11 protein-coding genes and 1 pseudogene are annotated in these 18158 nt (G+C 65.5%); 6 read left to right on the top strand and 6 right to left on the bottom strand.

Annotation, left to right across the window (positions count from 1 at the left end; genetic code table 11):
* Positions 1 to 500 precede the first annotated feature (500 nt).
* Both MKK67_RS09480 and MKK67_RS09475 read right to left on the bottom strand, forming a co-directional pair.
* Positions 501 to 1178 (bottom strand): Fe2+-dependent dioxygenase, encoded by a 678-nt coding sequence (locus MKK67_RS09480; RefSeq protein WP_243939925.1) that lies wholly within the window; start codon positions 1176 to 1178, stop codon positions 501 to 503.
* 17 nt (positions 1179 to 1195) lie between these two features.
* On the bottom strand, positions 1196 to 2416 hold the full coding sequence (locus MKK67_RS09475) for a PepSY-associated TM helix domain-containing protein (protein WP_243963647.1): 1221 nt from the start codon (positions 2414 to 2416) through the stop codon (positions 1196 to 1198).
* A gap of 220 nt (positions 2417 to 2636) precedes the next feature.
* Here MKK67_RS09475 and MKK67_RS09470 point away from each other — a divergent pair, with 220 nt between their 5' ends.
* The 5 genes and pseudogenes from MKK67_RS09470 (at position 2637) to MKK67_RS09450 (ending at position 12501) form a co-directional block, all read left to right on the top strand.
* Positions 2637 to 4985, top strand: coding sequence for a TonB-dependent receptor (locus tag MKK67_RS09470; RefSeq protein ID WP_243963645.1), 2349 nt, complete (start codon positions 2637 to 2639; stop codon positions 4983 to 4985).
* A gap of 518 nt (positions 4986 to 5503) precedes the next feature.
* Positions 5504 to 7120 carry an FAD-dependent oxidoreductase gene (locus MKK67_RS09465; RefSeq protein ID WP_243963644.1) on the top strand — a complete coding sequence of 539 codons (1617 nt, stop codon included), beginning with the start codon at positions 5504 to 5506 and terminating at the stop codon, positions 7118 to 7120.
* 516 nt (positions 7121 to 7636) lie between these two features.
* Complete coding sequence (locus MKK67_RS09460) at positions 7637 to 10444, top strand: PAS domain-containing sensor histidine kinase (protein WP_243963643.1); 2808 nt, start codon at positions 7637 to 7639, stop codon at positions 10442 to 10444.
* Between the two features lie 92 nt (positions 10445 to 10536).
* Positions 10537 to 10768: pseudogene (locus MKK67_RS09455) on the top strand (hypothetical protein).
* Between the two features lie 515 nt (positions 10769 to 11283).
* The gene (locus MKK67_RS09450) at positions 11284 to 12501 is read left to right on the top strand and encodes a M23 family metallopeptidase (RefSeq protein WP_243963642.1); all 1218 of its coding nucleotides are present in this window, start codon (positions 11284 to 11286) and stop codon (positions 12499 to 12501) included.
* A 223-nt stretch (positions 12502 to 12724) separates the two neighbouring features.
* Here MKK67_RS09450 and MKK67_RS09445 read toward each other — a convergent pair whose 3' ends face one another.
* Genes MKK67_RS09445 through ugpB form a run of 4 tightly spaced genes read right to left on the bottom strand, consistent with a single transcriptional unit; the run spans position 12725 to position 16875 of the window.
* Positions 12725 to 13786, bottom strand: coding sequence for an ABC transporter ATP-binding protein (locus tag MKK67_RS09445; RefSeq protein ID WP_243963641.1), 1062 nt, complete (start codon positions 13784 to 13786; stop codon positions 12725 to 12727).
* Complete coding sequence (ugpE, locus tag MKK67_RS09440) at positions 13786 to 14622, bottom strand: sn-glycerol-3-phosphate ABC transporter permease UgpE (protein WP_243963649.1); 837 nt, start codon at positions 14620 to 14622, stop codon at positions 13786 to 13788. The genes MKK67_RS09445 and ugpE overlap by 1 nt, the downstream gene beginning before the upstream one ends.
* Positions 14619 to 15500: an ABC transporter permease subunit gene (locus MKK67_RS09435; RefSeq protein WP_243963640.1), complete on the bottom strand. Its 882-nt coding sequence runs from the start codon at positions 15498 to 15500 to the stop codon at positions 14619 to 14621. Before MKK67_RS09435 ends, ugpE begins: the two co-directional genes overlap by 4 nt.
* A 31-nt stretch (positions 15501 to 15531) precedes the next feature.
* Entirely contained in the window at positions 15532 to 16875 is a 1344-nt protein-coding gene (gene ugpB, locus MKK67_RS09430; RefSeq protein WP_243963639.1) for a sn-glycerol-3-phosphate ABC transporter substrate-binding protein UgpB, read from the bottom strand.
* Positions 16876 to 17470: 595 nt separating this feature from the next.
* Between ugpB and MKK67_RS09425 the strand changes: the two genes are divergently transcribed.
* Positions 17471 to 18158 (top strand): dienelactone hydrolase family protein (locus MKK67_RS09425; protein WP_243963638.1); only part of this gene is annotated, 688 nt, incomplete at its 3' end.

The raw sequence follows: 18158 nt of genomic DNA, 5'->3' as shown, positions 1-18158 counted from the left end.
GGCAGCGGTCGGGGACGAGCGATCATTCCAGCGGTTTTGGCTGAAGGTCTGGAAGCCGCCCCGAGCCGAAGTTGCCGGACGGCTGACGAACGTCCGCTTCGGAGAAGGGATGACGGCGGCCCAGGCGTCTGGGTTGGGTCGGTAGGAGCCTGTCCGCTTTTCCGCCCGACTTTCTCCGAAGCGGATAGGCGGCTTTCGGCCAGCATCGGCCGTGTTGGTAGGCGCCGGTGAACGGCCGGGTTGGGTGGGCAGCGGAAGTTGGGTTGACGCCCGGAAGCGGACCTTCGGCTCCGCGTTCAGCGCGGAGACCCCGACTGTACACGTTCAACTGCGGAAGCGGACGTAGGCGCCTCGAACCAGCCGCTGACAGTCGCCCGCAGCTTAGCGGTACCGCCGTATGTGAAGCGGCGACGCCTTGCTCGTGGAAGGGCGAATATTCGAATGGAGCGTGCTGATGTGCAGGCGGCTGCGGCAAAGGCTGATCGCATCGACGAAGCACGTCACGTCTCGGCCCATTGCCTAAGCAGGTTGTGATAGGTCCCCGTCAGAGACACCAGGGCCTCGTGTCCCGGTACGTCGCGGGTCAGATGCCGGATCGAAGTGTCGAGGTCGAACAGCAGGGCCCGGCGGGTCCGGTCGCGGATCAGGCTCTGGATCCAGAAGAAGGAGGCCACTCGTGAGCCGCGCGTGATCGGCGTGACGTTGTGCAGGCTGTCGGCTGGATAGATTACCAGATCACCGGCAGGAAGTTTGACGGCGTGGCTGCCGTAGGTGTCCTCGACCGTCAGCTCGCCGCCGTCGTACTCGTCCGTCCCACTGAGGAACAGCGTCGCCGAGATGTCGGTCCGGATGCGCTGGCCGTCCAGCGACTGCCGGATGGCGTTGTCGATGTGTGCGCCGAAGGTCATGCCGGCGTCATACCGGTTGAACAAAGGTGGGAACACGGTTTGCGGCAGCGCGGCCGAGAGGAACAGCGGGCTACGCTTGAGCGCGAGCAGGACCATGTCGCCGAGCTCGCGAGCCTCCGGAGTGCCCTCCGGCAGCTGAAGGTTCTTCTTGACCTGCGCCGACTGGAACCCGGCGGTGACCCGGCCGTCGGTCCAGGCAGCACGATCCATGATCGCACGGCAGCGGGCGACCTGATCTGCGCTGAGCACCTGCGGGATATGTACGAGCATGGGATGGGTCCGTTTGGCTAGGCGCTCTCGGCGGGCATCAGACGCGAGTTAGTCAATGCGGAGGTGCCACCCCGCAGCGCCGCCTTGTTGCGCCGCTTCCGCAGCCACATCAGTACGCCGGTGATCGCCAGAAGCGTCGGCAGGACCCCGCAGAGGCCCGCCAGCGTGGCCCAGATCGGGCCGTATGAGCGGCCCTCATGCACGCGTCGCATCCAGGTGCCTATGACATCCCCGCGGCGCGGCGGTCGTTCCAGCGTCGCTTGCCCGGTCGCGTCGTCGATGCTGATCGAGTGCCGCGTGCCATCTGGAGCCTCGACTTCCAAGCGCCACGCCCTCGTGGTGATGCTGGGCGCAGCGAGCATCCGCGGTGTCTCGGGTTCGGCAGCGTCCTTCCCGATCTCAATGGCACGTTCCGCCGTGAGTGCCGGGTGCGGCATGAGTGGATCGGCGCCGGTGCGCCTGACAGGTGGCTGCGGCGTGTCCAACGCGTTCAGCACTGCGCTCGCCTGCGGCGGGAAGGCCAGCACGATGCCGGTGAGCGCCATCAATCCCAAGGGGATCGAGATCCAGAAGCCCGCGAGGTGGTGCAGGTTGATGCTCATCGTTGGGCCCCGGCGCCAGGCGAAGGCGCGCATGAGGCGCGCATTGCGCGGCAGCCAGAGGACCAGCCCGGTCAACGACAGCAGCAGCAGCGCGACGCCCGTCCAGCCGACGATGGCGCGGCCGGAGTACTCCGGAACCATCAGGTTCTCGTGGAAGACGTGGACCTGCCCGATCAACGAATTACGGAAGTCCTTGATGCCGAGCACCGCGCCGGTCGGTGGGTCGAGATAGACGAGACGGCTGGGCGGCCGCCTGTTGCCGGCCTGGCCCTCGGGCCTGCCGCTCCGGTTGGTGCCACGCTCACCGTCCAGCTTGCGCTCAACCGCGGATGGTGGGGGTTGGAGGCGGACCATGACGGTAACCGGCCTGCCTTCTCCGTCTGGCCAGCGCAGCATCGCAGCTCGCCCGCCCACGGCCTCGCTTGCGCCCTGCATGTACTCGTCCGCGGGACGAGCCACGGCCGTGCCGGTGGTCGCGTAGAGGCTGGGATTGAGGACCTCGTCGATCTCGTCATCGAACACGAGGACCAAGCCGGTGAGCGTGATCGGCACGATCAGGAGCGCCAAGCCGATCCCGAGCCACAGATGCACCTTGCGGAACATCGTGCGCCAGGAAGGGGGTCGTTCAAACGCCATCGGTCTTGCACCCGCTCGGTCACCGCCGGCCGGTCTTGGTTCAAGACTCCATCGAAAGCAAATCAGCTAGCTTAGAATTCATCTAGTATATCGTCAGTTTTGAATTATTATAATCAATAAATAGCAGCAGAAGATTTATGACACAAAGATTCCGATTGATATTAGAATGCGGATTAAGATACCCGGCAGATACGTACGGGGCGGGTATCCTGGAATTGTTATGAAGAAGCAGGAACTGATCGCCGAACTTTTCTCGGCCGCCGATGATGGGGTCAGCTCCTCATTCGACAATGGATCCAGCCCTCGCGCAGCCGGATTGACCCGCCTCTCGCAGGCTGCGTTCGGCGCAGCCTCGCTGGCCTTCGTCGCTGCGCCGGCAGCAGGGCAAGAGGCCATGTCGATCGTCATGGACCAGCTCGACGTCACCACGTCGGGACCGCCCACAGGCTCGCCATACAACCCCCGGCAGCTTCAGCTGCAGCGATTGCCGACCCCGATCCTCGACACCCCTCAGAGCATCACGGTCGTCCCGCAGCAGCTCATCCAGGATCAGCGCGACTCGACGCTTGTCGAGACGCTGCGCAATGTGCCCGGCATCACCATGTTCGGTGGCGAGGGCGGCACGCAGGGCGACAACATCAACATCCGCGGCTACTCCGCCCGCAACGACTTCTACCGCGACGGCGTCCGCGACCCTGGCTGGTACACGCGCGACACGTTCAGCATCGAGAGCGTCGAGGTGCTCAAAGGTCCGTCCTCGTTCCTGTTCGGGCGCGGTTCGACCGGCGGCGTCGTCAACGTCACCAGCAAGCTGCCATTCTTCGCCGCCGACAAGGTGCAGATCGACGCGTCGGGCTACAGCGCACCGGGCGCGCGCGTCACCGGGGACATCAACACGGTCCTGGGCGACTCCGCCATCCGCCTCGCATTCCTTGCCAACGATACGGATGTCGCCGGCCGCGACCACATCAACACCACACGCTTCGGCGTCGCCCCTTCGCTTCGGGCGAACCTGACACCGGACGATCAGGTCACTGTCAGCTACATCTACCAGAAGGACAATAATATCCCGGATTACGGCATCCCGGTTCTGCCGGGCGGCTACTTCGGCACTTACTATGGCCGACCGGCACCGGTCTCGAAGAACACTTACTTCGGCCGCCTCAGCCCGGGCTTCTCCGACACCGAGCAGGTCGACGCCCATATCGGCACGCTGCAGTACAAGCACACGTTCGATCAGGACTGGAGCATCACCAACACCACGCGCTACTCGCTGATCGATCGGTTCGTGCGCGTCCGCGGTGTCCAGGTCAACGGTACGAACCTGTACGGGCAGGCCACCGGCGGCGCGGCGCTTTCGAGTGCGGCCCTGTTCGCGCGTCCACTGGGCAGCCTGTACGTGAACAACACGAACGACTTCCAGAACCACACCGTCAACACGCTGTTCACGAACCAGACCGATCTCGTCGGCCACATCGATACGTTCGGCCTTCAGCACACGCTGCTGAGCGGGATCGAGCTCAGTCAGGAGACCCGCGACCAGTACCGGACCAACATCACGGGTGGTTCACGTGTCAACGTCGGTTTCCCCAATCCCTATCCGACCAGTCCGGGTGTCGTTCCAATCAGCAGTACGGACACCTACGACGTCGGCAACACGGTCGGCGTCTATGCGAGCGATCAGGTCAAGATCAACCGCTACCTTGAGATCCTGGGCGGCCTTCGGTACGACGATCTCTCGGTCCACCAGCACGCGGCGACCGTTCGGACGCCGAGCTACATAGAGACCGGCCCGCTGAACGCGACGACGCCGTACAACGTCGTCAACAAGGTGCAGTTCGTCAGCTGGCGGACAGGCGCCGTCGTTCATCCAGTCGACAACGCCAGCGTTTACTTCATGTACGGAACCTCGTTCGACCCATCGAGCGAGTACCTGACGATCACCGGCGGCCAGCAGAACCTCAAGCCGACCACCAACGAGACCTATGAGGCCGGCGCCAAGTACGACCTGTTCGATAGTCAGCTCAGCCTGACGGGCGCTGTGTTCCAGGTCACCCAGCAGAACGCGATCGAAGCCGTCGACTCAACGAACGGTATCTATTCGACGGTCGGCACCACGCGTGTGCAGGGCTTCGAGCTTGGCGTTGCCGGCAAGATCACGGACGCGTGGAGTGTGTTCGGCGGCTACACCTATCTGGACGGCCGCGTCCTGAAGAGCGCCCAGAATACCACGGGCGCCTTCGTGTCGACGCCGGGCAACATCCTGGCCAACACGCCGCACAACACGTTCGCGCTCACCAGCACCTACCTGATCCTGCCGGGCCTGACGGTCGGCGGCAGCGCGTACTATGTGGGCGAGCGCTTCACCAGTTCGGCGAACACCGCCCTCGTGCCCGGCTATTGGCGGTTCGACGCACTGGCCACCTACCGGCTTACCGAAAACGCGGCGTTGCAGCTCAACGTCTATAACATCGCCGATACCAAGAACTTCGAGAGCGTCTCTGGTTACGGCTCGGCCACGCCCGGTCCAGGTCGGACGTTCGTGCTGACGGCACGCCTGACGTTCTGAACGCGTTCCACCTCCCCGGATCAATCGAGCGATGCTGGCGTGATCACACAGCCGGACGGCATGCTTCTGTCGGCGAGATTACAAGCGGAAAAATCTGCTTCACCTCGTTGCTCGCCTGAAAACAGTCAGACAGCTTTCGGCCAAACTTGGCCATTTGGGGCGAATTAAGTCGCCGATAAGCAGACATTCCGAAAGCCTGCAAAGGGTCGATAGGAGGCTGTCCGCTTTTCCGGCCGGCATTCTCCGAAGCGGCCGTTCCGCTTACGGCCAGACCACGTCATGCCGGATGGCCTGAGCGCGCAAAACCGGACGTTCGGCTGTGCGCCCATCCCTGCCATTTAAGGATTTTCGCCGGCTTCTCTGAAGCGGACGTGGGCCAAGGCCGAGTTGCAGATCCACGCAAGCCACTTCAAGCCACGGGCTTCGATCAAACAATCGTCCCCCGCTGAAGGTCTTGCTTATAGCGGCTGAGCCATCGATGCTGCGCCGCAGCGGATAGCCTGTGACGGAAGCGACGCATGGAAACGATCGGCCGTGACCTGCGTGAGATGCAGCGTATCCCCCTCGCTGCATCGCATGTCGCCGCCTTGCGGGCGATCGGGGCCGAGAAGCATTACCCCGCCGGCGCCTTTCTCGTCCGTGCCGGTGATCCAGCCGATCGCTTCGTGTATGTCGAGGCCGGCGAAATCGAAGTCGTGAATCCCTTCACGGACGAGCGCCATCTCCTATCCACCCTCGGTCCGACCCAGTTCATGGGCGAGATCTCGTTCCTGAACGGCGGCGTCTGGTCGATGCCCATGCGGGCGAGCGCGGATACGGTCGTCACCGTGGTGCCGCGCCCCGAAATGCTGCGACTGATGTCCGAGATCCCGGAGATGTCGGACATCATCATCACAGTCCTCGCCGCACGGCGACGGCGGCAGCTCGACTCGCACGACGGCACGCTCGTGCTGATCGGCGAGGACGACGACCGTAACGTACGGCGGATCGCCGAGTTCGCGAGCCGCAACCGGCTTCCCTACAGGACCTATCCGCTGGGCAGCCCGGAGGCGGCGAGCGTCGCCACGGCCTGCTCGATCTCGGCTACCCGACCGGCGGTCATCTTCGGCCGGGACGTGGTCGTGACCGAACCGACGCCCGCCAAGGTCGCGCGGCTGCTCGGCCTCGACTACAACCTCGTCGACGACGAGGCCTTCGACGTCCTCATCGTGGGCGGCGGTCCGGCCGGGGTGGCAGCGGGCGTCTATGCGGGTGCGGAGGGGCTGCACGCGTTGGTCATCGAGGATGTGGCGATCGGCGGTCAGGCCGGCACATCAAGTCGGATCGAGAACTACATGGGCTTCCCGACCGGGATCTCGGGTGCCGACCTCGTCTGGCGCGGCGAGATCCAGGCGATGAAGTTCGGCACACGCTTCGCGATGCCGCGGCGCGTGGCGAAGTTGGAACGGCTTGAGGACGGATCGTTCTGTACGACGTTCGACAACGGCCGGCGCGTGCGGGGACAGGCCGTCGTCGTCGCGACCGGCGTCCAGTACCGGAGATTGCCGATCGACTGCCTCGAAGCGTTCGAGGGCGCAGGCATCTACTACGCTGCGACGGAGATCGAGGCGCGCTACTGCCGGAATGCTGAGACGATCGTCATCGGCGGCGGCAACTCGGCGGGCCAGGCCGCGATGTACCTCAGCCGCTCAGCGCGACACGTTCGCCTCTTGGTGCGCGGGCAATCGCTCGCGACCTCCATGTCGCGGTACCTGTCGAGCCGGCTCGAGGCAGATCCGGCGATCACTATCGAGTACGGGGCCGAAGTCACCGCCCTGCACGGCGACGACCATCTCGACGCGGTGACCATCCGCGCCGTCGCCGACGGAACGACGCGCAGGATCTCGACCTGTGCTGTGTTCGTCATGGTGGGTGCCGCCCCCAATACCGCTTGGCTCTCGGGGCTCGTCGAGCTCGATGGCCACGGTTTTGTCCTGACCGGGGATGCTATCGGCGCGGGCTCGCCCTACGCGACGTCGCATCCGGGAATCTTCGCGGTCGGCGACGTGCGCGCCAGCTCCGTCAAGCGGGTCGCAGCCTCGGTCGGCGAAGGATCGGTCGTCATCTCCAAGGTGTGGGAGCACATTCGGACGTAGAGCTTGCCGCCCGGCACCCATCCGATCGGGGCACTGGATCGACGAACGGCCTCTTCCGGGAAGCTCTGCTGGCTATCTGCATGACTGCTTCGGGTGGAGCCCGGAACGTCCGGTCTCGGTCAGAAATGCTGGGAACCTGACGTTGAACACCGAACCGGGTGTGCCTTTTAGCCGGTCGATAGATCGAGCTATCGGCTGGCCGACGCAAATTCGAGGATGCCTTGAACGACCTTGCGCTGCTGGAACGGCTTGTCGTGGAACACGCCCCGCTCCGGGATGCTCGACAGGGACGGATCGACGGCTAGGGCCGCTATTGGAACGGCAGCACCGGTGGACTTGAGGCAGCCCGCTTCCGCAGGGCGATTCGACGGGAGCGGACCGCGTGGCCCGATCAGGCGGGGCCTCGCGGCCCCGGCCGGGGGGACGCGGTCAACGGAACCGGTCGAGCCCGGATGGCTTGCCCCCCGGGATACACGATTTCGAGGCGAGACCTCGGCCAATCGCGAGAAGTGAGTTTTGGTTGGGTTCGACATCACGGCGTTGTCGCGGAACGAGCTTGAGGCGGAGGTCATACGCCTGCGGTCGCGGCTGCCGGAGGCGGAAGGCGAGGCGTTCCACTGGATGGCGCTGAGGGAGAACGAGGCGAAGCTCCGCGAGAGCGAAGACCATTTTCGGCACACGGTCGAACTCAACCCTCAGGTCCCGTGGACGTGCGACCCAGTTGGCAACATCACCTCGTACTCGAATCGCTGGCTCGACCTGACGGGCCAGGCCCCGGGCGAACCGGACGGCGCGGGCTGGATGAAGGCCCTGCATCCGGACGACATTCCGCACACGGTCGCGGTGTTCTCGGCCTGCCTCGCCTCGGGCGATCCGGTCGACGTGGACTACCGCATCAACATCGCGGCTGCAGGCGAATACCGCTGGATGCGAGCCAGGGCGCGTCCCCGCCGGGACGAAGCCGGCGCCATCGTCGCTTGGTACGGCGTCGTCGAGGACATCCATGACCGCCGCCTTGCCGAGGAGGCGCTGCAGGCTAGCGAGGCCCGCTACCGGACGCTGTTCGAGACGATCGAGGTCGGGTTCTGCATCATCAGGATGCGCTTCGACGCGGACGGACGGGCGGTCGACTACCTGATCGAGGAGGCCAACCCGGCCTTCGCCCGGCAGACCGGCGCGGACGTCGCCGGTCGGTGGGTCAGCTCGTTCGCGCCCGACCTCGAACGGCACTGGTTCGACCGCTACGGCCGCGTCGCATTGACTGGGGAACCCGCCCACTTCGAGAACTACGCCGCCGTGTTCGGGCGCTGGTTTGACGTGCGTGCGCACCGGGTCGGGGACCCGCGCGACCGCCGCGTCGCGGTCTTCTTCGGCGACATTACCGCACGAAGGAACGCCGAGTTGCGGGCGGAGGCCAACGCGCGCGAACTCCGACTCATCACCGACGCGCTGCCGGTGCTGATCGCGTTCATCGACGCGGGCCATGTCTACCGCTTCGCCAACGATGCCTACCGGGACTGGTTCTTCGTCCCGCCCGGCGAGGTCGTCGGGCGCGATGTCCGCGAACTCCTGGGCCCGGCCGCCTACGCCGTTCGGCGGCCCTTCATCGACCGGGCACTCGGGGGCGAGCCCGTCACCTTCGAGACGGACTGGCCGCACCGTGACGGGCGGCACCGCGTTGCCGAGATTCGCTACCTGCCCCGCCAGGATGACGGGGGCGCGGTCGACGGCTTCCACGTCTTCGTGCAGGACGTGACCGTCCGGGCGCAGACGGAGGCCGACCTTGCCCGCCAAGTCGCCGCCCGGACCGCCGAGCGCGACCAGATCTGGCAAGCTTCGTCCGACCTGTTATGCGTAGCCAACCTCGACGGTTACTTCGTCGGTCTCAACCCGGCTTGGCCGCGGACCCTCGGGTGGACCGAGGCCGAGATGAAGGCGCGACCGTTCCTCGATTTCGTCCACCCCGACGACATCGCCGCGACCTTGGCGGCGGCGGGGGGGCTGTCGCGCGGGGAGGCCCAACTCACGTTCGAGAACCGCTACCGCCGCAAGGATGGCGGTTACGTCTGGCTGTCCTGGAACGCTGTCCCGCGCGACGGGCTCATCTACTCGTCCGTACGCGACGTCACCGAGATCAAGCTGCAGGGCGAGGCTCTCGCGAAGACGGAGGAGGCCCTGCGGCAGTCGCAGAAGATGGAGGCGGTCGGCCAACTGACCGGCGGCCTCGCGCATGATTTCAACAACCTGCTTGCCGGCATCTCAGGCTCGCTGGAACTGATGCAGACCCGCATGTCGCAGGGTCGCATGGGCGACCTCGACCGCTACATGAGCGTCGCGCAAGGGGCGGCCAAGCGCGCCGCCGCCCTGACGCATCGCCTGCTCGCCTTTTCCCGGCGCCAGACCCTCGACCCCAAGCCCACCAACGTGAACCGCCTGGTCCGGGACATGGAGGAGTTGATCCGGCGTACTGTCGGTCCTGCCGTCCACTTGGAGGTCGTCGGCCTCGCGGGGCTGTGGCCGGCGCTGATCGACCCGGGGCAATTGGAGAACGCGCTGCTCAACCTGTGCATCAACGCCCGGGACGCGATGCCGGACGGCGGCCGCATCACCATCGAGACCGCCAACAGGTGGATTGACGAGGCCGGTGGCCGCCAGCACGATCTCGCTCCCGGCCAGTACTTGGGCGTCTGCGTGACCGACACCGGCACCGGCATGGCCCCGGATCTGATCGGAAAGGTGTTCGAGCCGTTCTTCACCACCAAGCCTACCGGCGAGGGCACGGGCCTCGGACTGTCCATGGTCTACGGTTTCGCCCGACAGTCCGGCGGACAGGTGCGGATCTATTCCGAGGTCGGCGTCGGGACGACGGTCTGCCTGTACCTGCCGCGCCACTACGGCGAGGCCGACGAGGATGACGTGGCCCGCAGGCTTGCCGAGGTGGAGCAGGCCGGCCAGGGCGAGACAGTGTTGATCGTGGACGACGAGCCCTCCGTGCGCATGCTCGTCACCGAGGTACTGGAAGACCTTGGCTACACCGCCATCGAGGCCGCCGACAGCGTGGGAGGCCTGAAGGTACTTCAGTCGGACGTGCGCATCGACCTGCTAGTGACCGACGTCGGGCTGCCGGGGGGCATGAACGGGCGGCAGATGGCCGATGCCGGCCGCGAGCGGCGGCCGGACCTGAAGGTGCTTTTTATTACCGGCTACGCCGAGAACGCTGTGCTCGGGAACGGCTACCTGCGCCCCGGCATGCAGGTCCTGACCAAGCCGTTCGTGCTGGAAACCCTCGCCACCCGCATCAAGGATCTCATCGCCGAGGCTTGAACCCGTCGGCAGAGGTTGACTTGCGTCATCGTCCGTAGCGACTGGGGTTCCGCTACGGCGTCGTCAGGCGCGAACCACCGACCGGAGCCGTCATGCTGAACCCGTTCTGTGCCGACTTTCCGCTCGCCGTGGAGGCTCAGAAGGTCATCGAGTTGCGACTGGTGCGGATCGCATGGCGCGGCGCGGAGGGCCAAGCCGAGATGGGAGAAGGTCGTGGCCGCGGTGGAGGCAGCCAACACCCTGATAGCGGGCGGCAGCCACGGTGATGTCATCGCGCGCTACCGGGAGCACGTTGCGGACAACACTCATTGCCTGATGGCCTGAGCCGGCTTCGGAGACGACAAGCAGGAGACTGTCATCAGCTGACCTCGCAGGCGTGCCCGCCTTGAATGCTCGACTCGATGAAGCGATTACAGAGACCCCCACATCGATCTTTTTCACGTCTGCGGCCATGTCCGCTTCCGGGAGGCGCATAACCGCGCGTGAACGACCGTGTTGGGTCGATAAGAGACCGTCCGCTTTTTCGGCCGCCGGTCTCCGAAGCAGACTGGCGGCTTTCGGCCAGATCAGGACGTCAGCATCCGCGCACGCTCGCGTCGCGAGAACGGCGACTGCTCCGATGTAATTCGCGATCTCGCCCGGCAGACATTCACCACGGCCGAAGGTCGGGACCGATGGCGGTTGCGCCCTCGCGCATCAACGTCGTGCCCGCGCGGCTTCAGATTTCCAACACATTGGCTCGAAATGACCGGTATCAGTAAAACCGTTTCGACTTCTATTCTTGCTCCCAAACGGTCGGTGCGGCGCGCCGAGCGATTGTCTCAGCCCGGAGGATCTGCATGCGCGCCCTGACTCTCGTCCGCGCTGCAGCCATCCTCGCGCCTCTGTTCTGCGGAGCGGTGCGGGCGGCCGAAACTGGACAATCGAGCGCCTCCACGGTGCCCGTCATGACGCCGCTCATTGCCGATGTCCTGACAGCGCCACGCGTCGTGCCGATGTCGGACGGCCGCAATCACCTCGTCTACGAACTCCGCCTCTCGAACGTGCTGGATGGACGGTTCGACCTCAAGCGGCTGGTCGTGCTTGACGCCGGCTCACAACGGCCGCTCCTGGCGCTCGATCGGGAAGCGATCGGTCAGCGGTCGTCCCTCGGTGGCCGTCGGGGAAACGCGACGGCGTCGCTCGGGGCTTATCAGTTCGGGATCGTCTTCCTTCACATCATCCTGCGGGCGGACGAGCGTATTCCCGAGGCCCTCGTCCACGAGATCGAAGGGTTCGCCGAGCCGCTGAAAGCCGATCTGTCGATGCAGATTGCGAGAACGCCGGTCATCGATCGATCCTTGCCTGTCCTGGCGGCACCGCTACACGGCGGTGGCTACATTGTCGGGGATGGCTGCTGCGATTCGATTCGGCATGTCCGAGCCCTCCTGCCGCTCAACGGGGCCTTACGCTTGGCACAGCGCTACGCAATCGATTGGGAAAGGATCGATGACGAGGACCGGATCGTGCGCGGCGATCTGAAGGACGTGAGAAGCTACCGCATCTACGGTGAGCCCGTTTTGGCCGTGGCAGACGGCACGGTGGCTGGCTCGCGCAACGACTTGCCCGACCAAGTACCGGGTGCGCTGCCGTCGAATCTGCCGATCGGCGAAGCGGACGGCAACTTCATCGTCATGGACATCGGTGGTGGAGCGTTCGTTCTCTACGCCCATCTCAAGCCCGGAAGTGTCGGCCCGGGCGTCGGCGATCATGTCAGGCGCGGCGACCTCCTCGGCGATGTCGGCAACAGCGGCAACAGCCAAGCGCCACATCTGCACTTGCATGTCATGGACAGTCCGAACGCACTTCTCGCAGACGGGCTGCCCTACGTGTTCGAGGCCTTCACCAATCCCGCTGCAGTCGATGCAGGGACCGCTGACTTTGATCACGCCGAGGCGACCGGCTCCCCGCTTCGCTTGGCGCGGAAGACCCGACCGTCGGCCGTCCGCGACGTCCTGCCGCTCGACCTCTCCATCGTCGATTGGCCGGCGCCACCGTCGAAGCCAAGCAAGCCGTAGCGATCATGCGCTCAGGAGGCGGACTGCGTCGCTCGCAGCGCGGTCCGCATGGCAGTCCGAGGCAACCTGGATGGCACCCGACGCGCGGAAGGGCCACGAGCGGTCGCTCGGTGGCGGGATCGTGCCCATCACAGCCGTTCAGCTGGCCGCAGCGAAAGCTCGTAAGCAGACGATGGATCGCGTCGGGGTGTATCGTCACGCACGATGGGGGATCGCCCGACCCTCAGGCCTCCATCCGCAGCCCTGTTGCTTGGTCGAAGATGTGGAGATGCGGAGCGGGGAACGATGCTCGGATCGCGTCGCTTACCGGAGTGCCATTCGCGATCTTGACTGTCAGCGCCGCTTCGCCCGGACGTCCGGCATGCACCAGCATCTCGGACCCGAGGAGTTCTACGACCTCGACCGGCCATGTCGTGCCCGCCGCGTCGAGCAGGACGTGTTCCGGGCGAATGCCCAGAACCACGGGGAAACCATCGGGACGGTCGAACCGCCGGGATCCGAGGTCGATGTCCGCGCCCGCGACCGTCACCATCGTGCCGTTCCGCCCGAGCTTGCCGGGTAGCAAGTTCATCGCTGGCGAGCCGATGAAGCCCGCCACGTAGGTGTCGGCGGGGCGCTCGAAGACCTCCGTCGGCGTCGCCAATTGTACCGGGACGCCTTTGTGCATCACCAGCAACCGGTCGCCCAGCGTCATCGCCTCGACCTGATCGTGCGTGACGTAAAGGCTCGTCACCTTCAGCCGGCGCTGGAGGCGGCGGATCTCGCCGCGCATCTGCACCCGGAGCTTGGCGTCGAGATTCGACAGTGGCTCGTCGAAAAGGAAGAGCTTCGGATCGCGGACGATGGCGCGACCCATGGCGACCCGCTGACGCTGGCCGCCGGACAACTGACGCGGCTTGCGCTCGAGCAGCGCTTCCAGGCCCAGCAGAGCCGAGGCCGCATCGACCTTCGCCCGGATCTCGGCGCGGGGCAGGCCGCGGATCTTCAGCCCGTAGGCCATGTTCTCGAACACGCTCATGTGCGGGTACAGAGCGTAGTTCTGGAACACCATGGCGATGTCGCGCGCCGACGGATCGAGATCGGTGACGTCGCGCCCGTCGATCAGGACGCGGCCGGTGGTGGGCGTCTCCAGACCGGCCACGATGCGCAGCAGGGTGGATTTTCCGCAGCCCGACGCGCCGACGATCACCAGCATCTCGCCGTCCGCCAGAGCGAGGTCGACCCCCTTCAGGATCTCGTTGCTGCCGAAGCTCTTGCGCAGGCCGTCGAGTCTCAGGCCCGCCATCACTTATCGCCCTCCGTCAGGCCTTTCACGAACCAGCGCTGCATGAGGAGCACCACCGCCACGGGGGGGATCAGCGCCAGCACCGCCGTCGCCATGACTTTGTTCCATTCGGTCGCAGTGTCGACGCCGATCATTTTGACGATGCTGATGACCACAGTGTCGAGCTTGGGATCGGTCGCGACGAGCAGCGGCCACAGGTACTGGTTCCACCCATAGACGAACAGAATCACGAACAACGCCGCGATGTTGGCGCCCGAGACCGGGATCAGGATGTCCCGCAGGAAGCGTAGGGGCCCAGCCCCGTCGATTCGCGCTGCTTCCACGAGTTCGTCCGGAACGGCGAGGAAGGTCTGCCGAAACAGCAGCGTCGCGGTTGCGGAGGCGATGAGGGGAATCGTTAGGCCCGTGAAGCTGTTGATCAGATCGAGGGAGGACATGACCTGGAAGGTGGGGATCAGCCGCACCTCGACCGGCAGCATCAGGGTCAGGAAGATCAACCAGAAGACCGCCATGCGGAAGGGGAAGCGGAAGAAGGTGACGGCATAGGCCGAGGGCAGCGACAGGGCAATCTTGCCGAACGCGATGGCGAACGCCATCCCGGCCGAGACCAGCAGGGCGCGCCAGACCGGCCCAGCCCCCGCCGACCCGTTCACCAGCACGTCGTGATAGACCCCGAGACCGGAGAGGTTCGGGATCAGCGAGACCTCGCCCCGGGCGATCGCAGCCGAATCCTGTGTCGAGCCGGCGATCGCGATCCAGATCGGCAGGGCGAAGAGCAGGATCGCCAGGATCAGGACGGCGTGGGGGATGAGATTCAACGTTCTCCGGCGCATCAGGTGACGGCCTTCCGCCCGAGGAACCGGAATTGCAGGGCGCAGAGGACGATGACGCCGGCCATCAGCACCACGGATTGCGCCGAGGACGAGCCGACATTCGCGTTGACGACGCCGTCGAGATAAACCTTGAGGACGAGCGTCTGGGTCGACTGGCCCGGCCCGCCGCCGTTCACCGCGTAGACCGTCGCGAAGGTGTCGAAGGCCGCGTAGACGAGATCGACGACGAGCAGGAAATAGACCGTCGGCATCAGCAGCGGCAGGACGATGGTGCGGAACCGGCGCAACCCCCGGGCACCGTCGATGCGGGCCGCCTCGATGATCGTTTTCGGGATCGCCTGGAGGCCCGCCAGGAAGAAGATGAAGTTGTAGCTGATCTGCTTCCAGGCGGCGGCCAGGATCACCAGCGCCATGGCCTGCGTGCCGTCGAGCTTGTAGTCCCAGGCGATCCCGATCCGGTTCAGCCACGCGCCGACGAGGCCGATCTGCGGGTGGAACATCAGCACCCACAGCACCGCCGCCATGGCGGGCGCTACCGCGTAGGGCCAGATCAGCATCGTGCGATAGAAGGTGCGGCCCCGGATCTCGGTATCCGCCAGGACCGCGAGCACCAGCGCCACACCCATCGAGACGGCGGTCACGCAGGCGCAGAATACGACCGTCCGCCCGATCGCCGCGAGGTAGAGCGGATCCGCGAACAGGTCAGTGAAGTTGTCGAGCCCGACAAACTCGGTGCTGGTGCCGAAGGCGTCCTCGCGCTCCAGGCTCGACCGGATCGCCTGGACGGCCGGCCACAGGAAGAAGACCACCGTCAGCACCAGCTGCGGCAAGATCAGCAGGGCCGGCAGCAGCCGGCCCGGGAACAGCGTCCGTCGTTCCATGCGTGGAGAGCCTTCCGCCGGTCCGCCGCGTTCACCCGCGCGTGGATTTCTGGAAGTCGCGCAGCACCCGGTTGCCGCGCGCGGCGGCGCTGTCCATGGCGGCTTGCGCGGTCTGCTGGCCCTGGAGCGCCTTCTCGATCTCCTCGTAGAGGATCGCGCGGATCTCTGGCAGGCGGCCGAGGCGCAGGCCGCGTGAGTTCGGGGTCAATTCCCCGCGCGAGAGCTGCCGCGCCGGCACGTCGGTGCCAGGGTTCTTGTCGAAATAGCCCGCCTGCTTGGTGGCCTCGTAGCCCGCGAGCGTCACTGGGACGTAGCCGGTGTTCTGGGCATAGAGCGCGACCTGCTCGGGCTTCGCGATAAAGGCATAGAAGGCCGCGACGCCCTTGTACTCGGCCTCAGTGCGCTTCGGCGCCGTCATCGCCCACAGGCTGGCGCCGCCGATGATGGAGTTGTTCGGCCGCGGGTTCAGGGCCGGCTCGGTCGGCAGGAAGGCCTCGGCGTAGCGGAACTTGGCGTTCTTAACGATGTCGGCGCGGCCCGACGACGAACCGAACCCGATCGCCGCCTGGCCGGAGTAGAAGATCGCGTCCGGCGCGCCGTCGCGGCCAGTATACTTGAAGGCACCGTCCTTCGACAGGTCTAGGAAGCGCTGGAGCTGGTCGACGAAGGGCTTGGTATTGATGAGCAGTTCCGCGCCGAGGCCATCATAGCCATCGTTCTCGGTGGCGTAAGCGAGGTTCTGGATCGCGGCATATTCCTCGAACTGAATCCAGGTCATCCAGGCCGACGTGCTCGCGATCGGCGTGGGCGCCTTCGACACGAGGGTGCGGGCCGCCTTCGCGTAGTCATCGTAGGTGGTCGGCGGCATGTCAGGATCGAGCCCCGCCTTCTCGAAGGCGTCGCGATTGTACCACATGACTGCCGTCGAGGAGTTGAACGGCATCGAGGCGAGCTTGCCGTCCGGCAGGCTGTAATAGCCGCGCACGCCGGGGATGTAGGCCTTGGGATCGAGACCGAACCCGGTCTCCTCCGCGAGCTTCCAGGCCTGCTTGATGGCGGGGCCCGCCTGCAGCATCGTGCCCGTGCCGACCTCGAAGATCTGGACGATGTGCGGCGCCTTGCCGGCGCGGTAGGCGGCGATCGCCGCCGTCAGCGTCTCAGGGTAGGTGCCCTTGAACACCGCCTCCAGCGTGACCTCGGATTGGCTCGCATTGAAGTCGCGCGTCAGCCTGTTGACCTCCTCGCCGTTCGCGCCCGACATCGCGTGCCAGAGCACGATGGACGTCCTGTCACCATCCAAAGCAGAGGCGGGCGAGCGAAGCGCAGTCCATGCGGCGAGACCGCCGACGCCGGCCAACAGGACGCGACGATCCATCCAAAATCCTCCCTGCGGCGGGATCGACGCGCCCGTTGACATCAGGCTTGAGACGAGTTCCCGCGAAAGCACCCGGTCCGAGGACACGATGCTCGTCCGCCAATGATGCACGGACCCGACTGCGGAATAAAGGAGCTAGCGAGAGGACGCTATGCCCAGACATTCGCTTTGAATAGAAAACTCCATTCCCTCAATCCGACAGCGTCGCCATGCCGATCCAGTCAAACATGATCAATTTGGCGGCTAACGGACACGAGCAGCCTCGTCTCGTCGTGCCGTGCCATCTCGATATTCCAGGCCAGGGACCGCGCTCTCGCCATGCCACACGCCGGTCACGCGGCTCACCCGTTTGAACGATACCGGTCCGAACACGCGATCATCGCATCGGTGCCGGACCGAAGCCAACTCTTGCCGAGCCCGCCGACGTCCGCTTCTGCCAACGTCACTCTGAAAAGCGGGCCGGCAACTTTCGGCCAGACTAAGCCATCGCACTAGGCTTCCGCGAGTGTCTCTGCTGGGTGATTTGCGGCCGGTCCGCTGGTGGTCGTAAGTGGGTCGAAGCGGACACTGCGAATGTCCGGCCGAGGAGCATCCCATGCCGAGCGAGCGAGTCACGATCCGGACGCGCGACGGCGATTGCCCTTCGCACGTCGTGATCCCCACCAGCGGCGGACCATGGCCCGCGGTGATCTTCTACATGGACGCCGGTGGTATCCGGCCGGCGATGCTCGACATGGCGCAGCAGCTCGCTGTCGCTGGCTACATCGTCCTGCTGCCGGATCTCTTCTACCGTTACGGACCCTACGGGCCATTCGTGCCCAAGGAGGTGTTCGCGGGCGACTTTCGCGCGGTCCTTGGACCGCTGATGGCTACAACCAGCCCCTTGAAGGCCGCTGAAGATGCAGAGGCCATGCTCGCTTACCTCGACACGCGTGACGACGTCGGAGGTCGCAAGGTTGGGGTGGTGGGCTTCTGCATGGGCGGCGGCATGGCCCTGGCTACAGCGGGAACCTACCCCGAGCGGTTCGAGGCGGCCGCAAGCTTTCACGGGGGCAATCTCGCGAATGATGCGCCCACGAGCCCTCACCTGTTCGCGCCGAAGCTGAAGGCGGAGGTCTACATTGGCGTGGCGGAGAACGACGGCAGCTACCCGCCTGCGATGGCCGAGCGGCTGCAGCGATCTCTGACGGAGGCCAACGTGCGCTATACGACACAAACTTATCCCGCCGCGCACGGTTGGATGATGCCGGATTTTCCAGTTTACGATCACGCCGCCGCAGAGC

It is taken from the genome of Methylobacterium sp. J-072 (assembly GCF_022829425.1).
Classification (GTDB): domain Bacteria; phylum Pseudomonadota; class Alphaproteobacteria; order Rhizobiales; family Beijerinckiaceae; genus Methylobacterium.
This window is presented reverse-complemented; position numbering and strand designations above follow the sequence as displayed.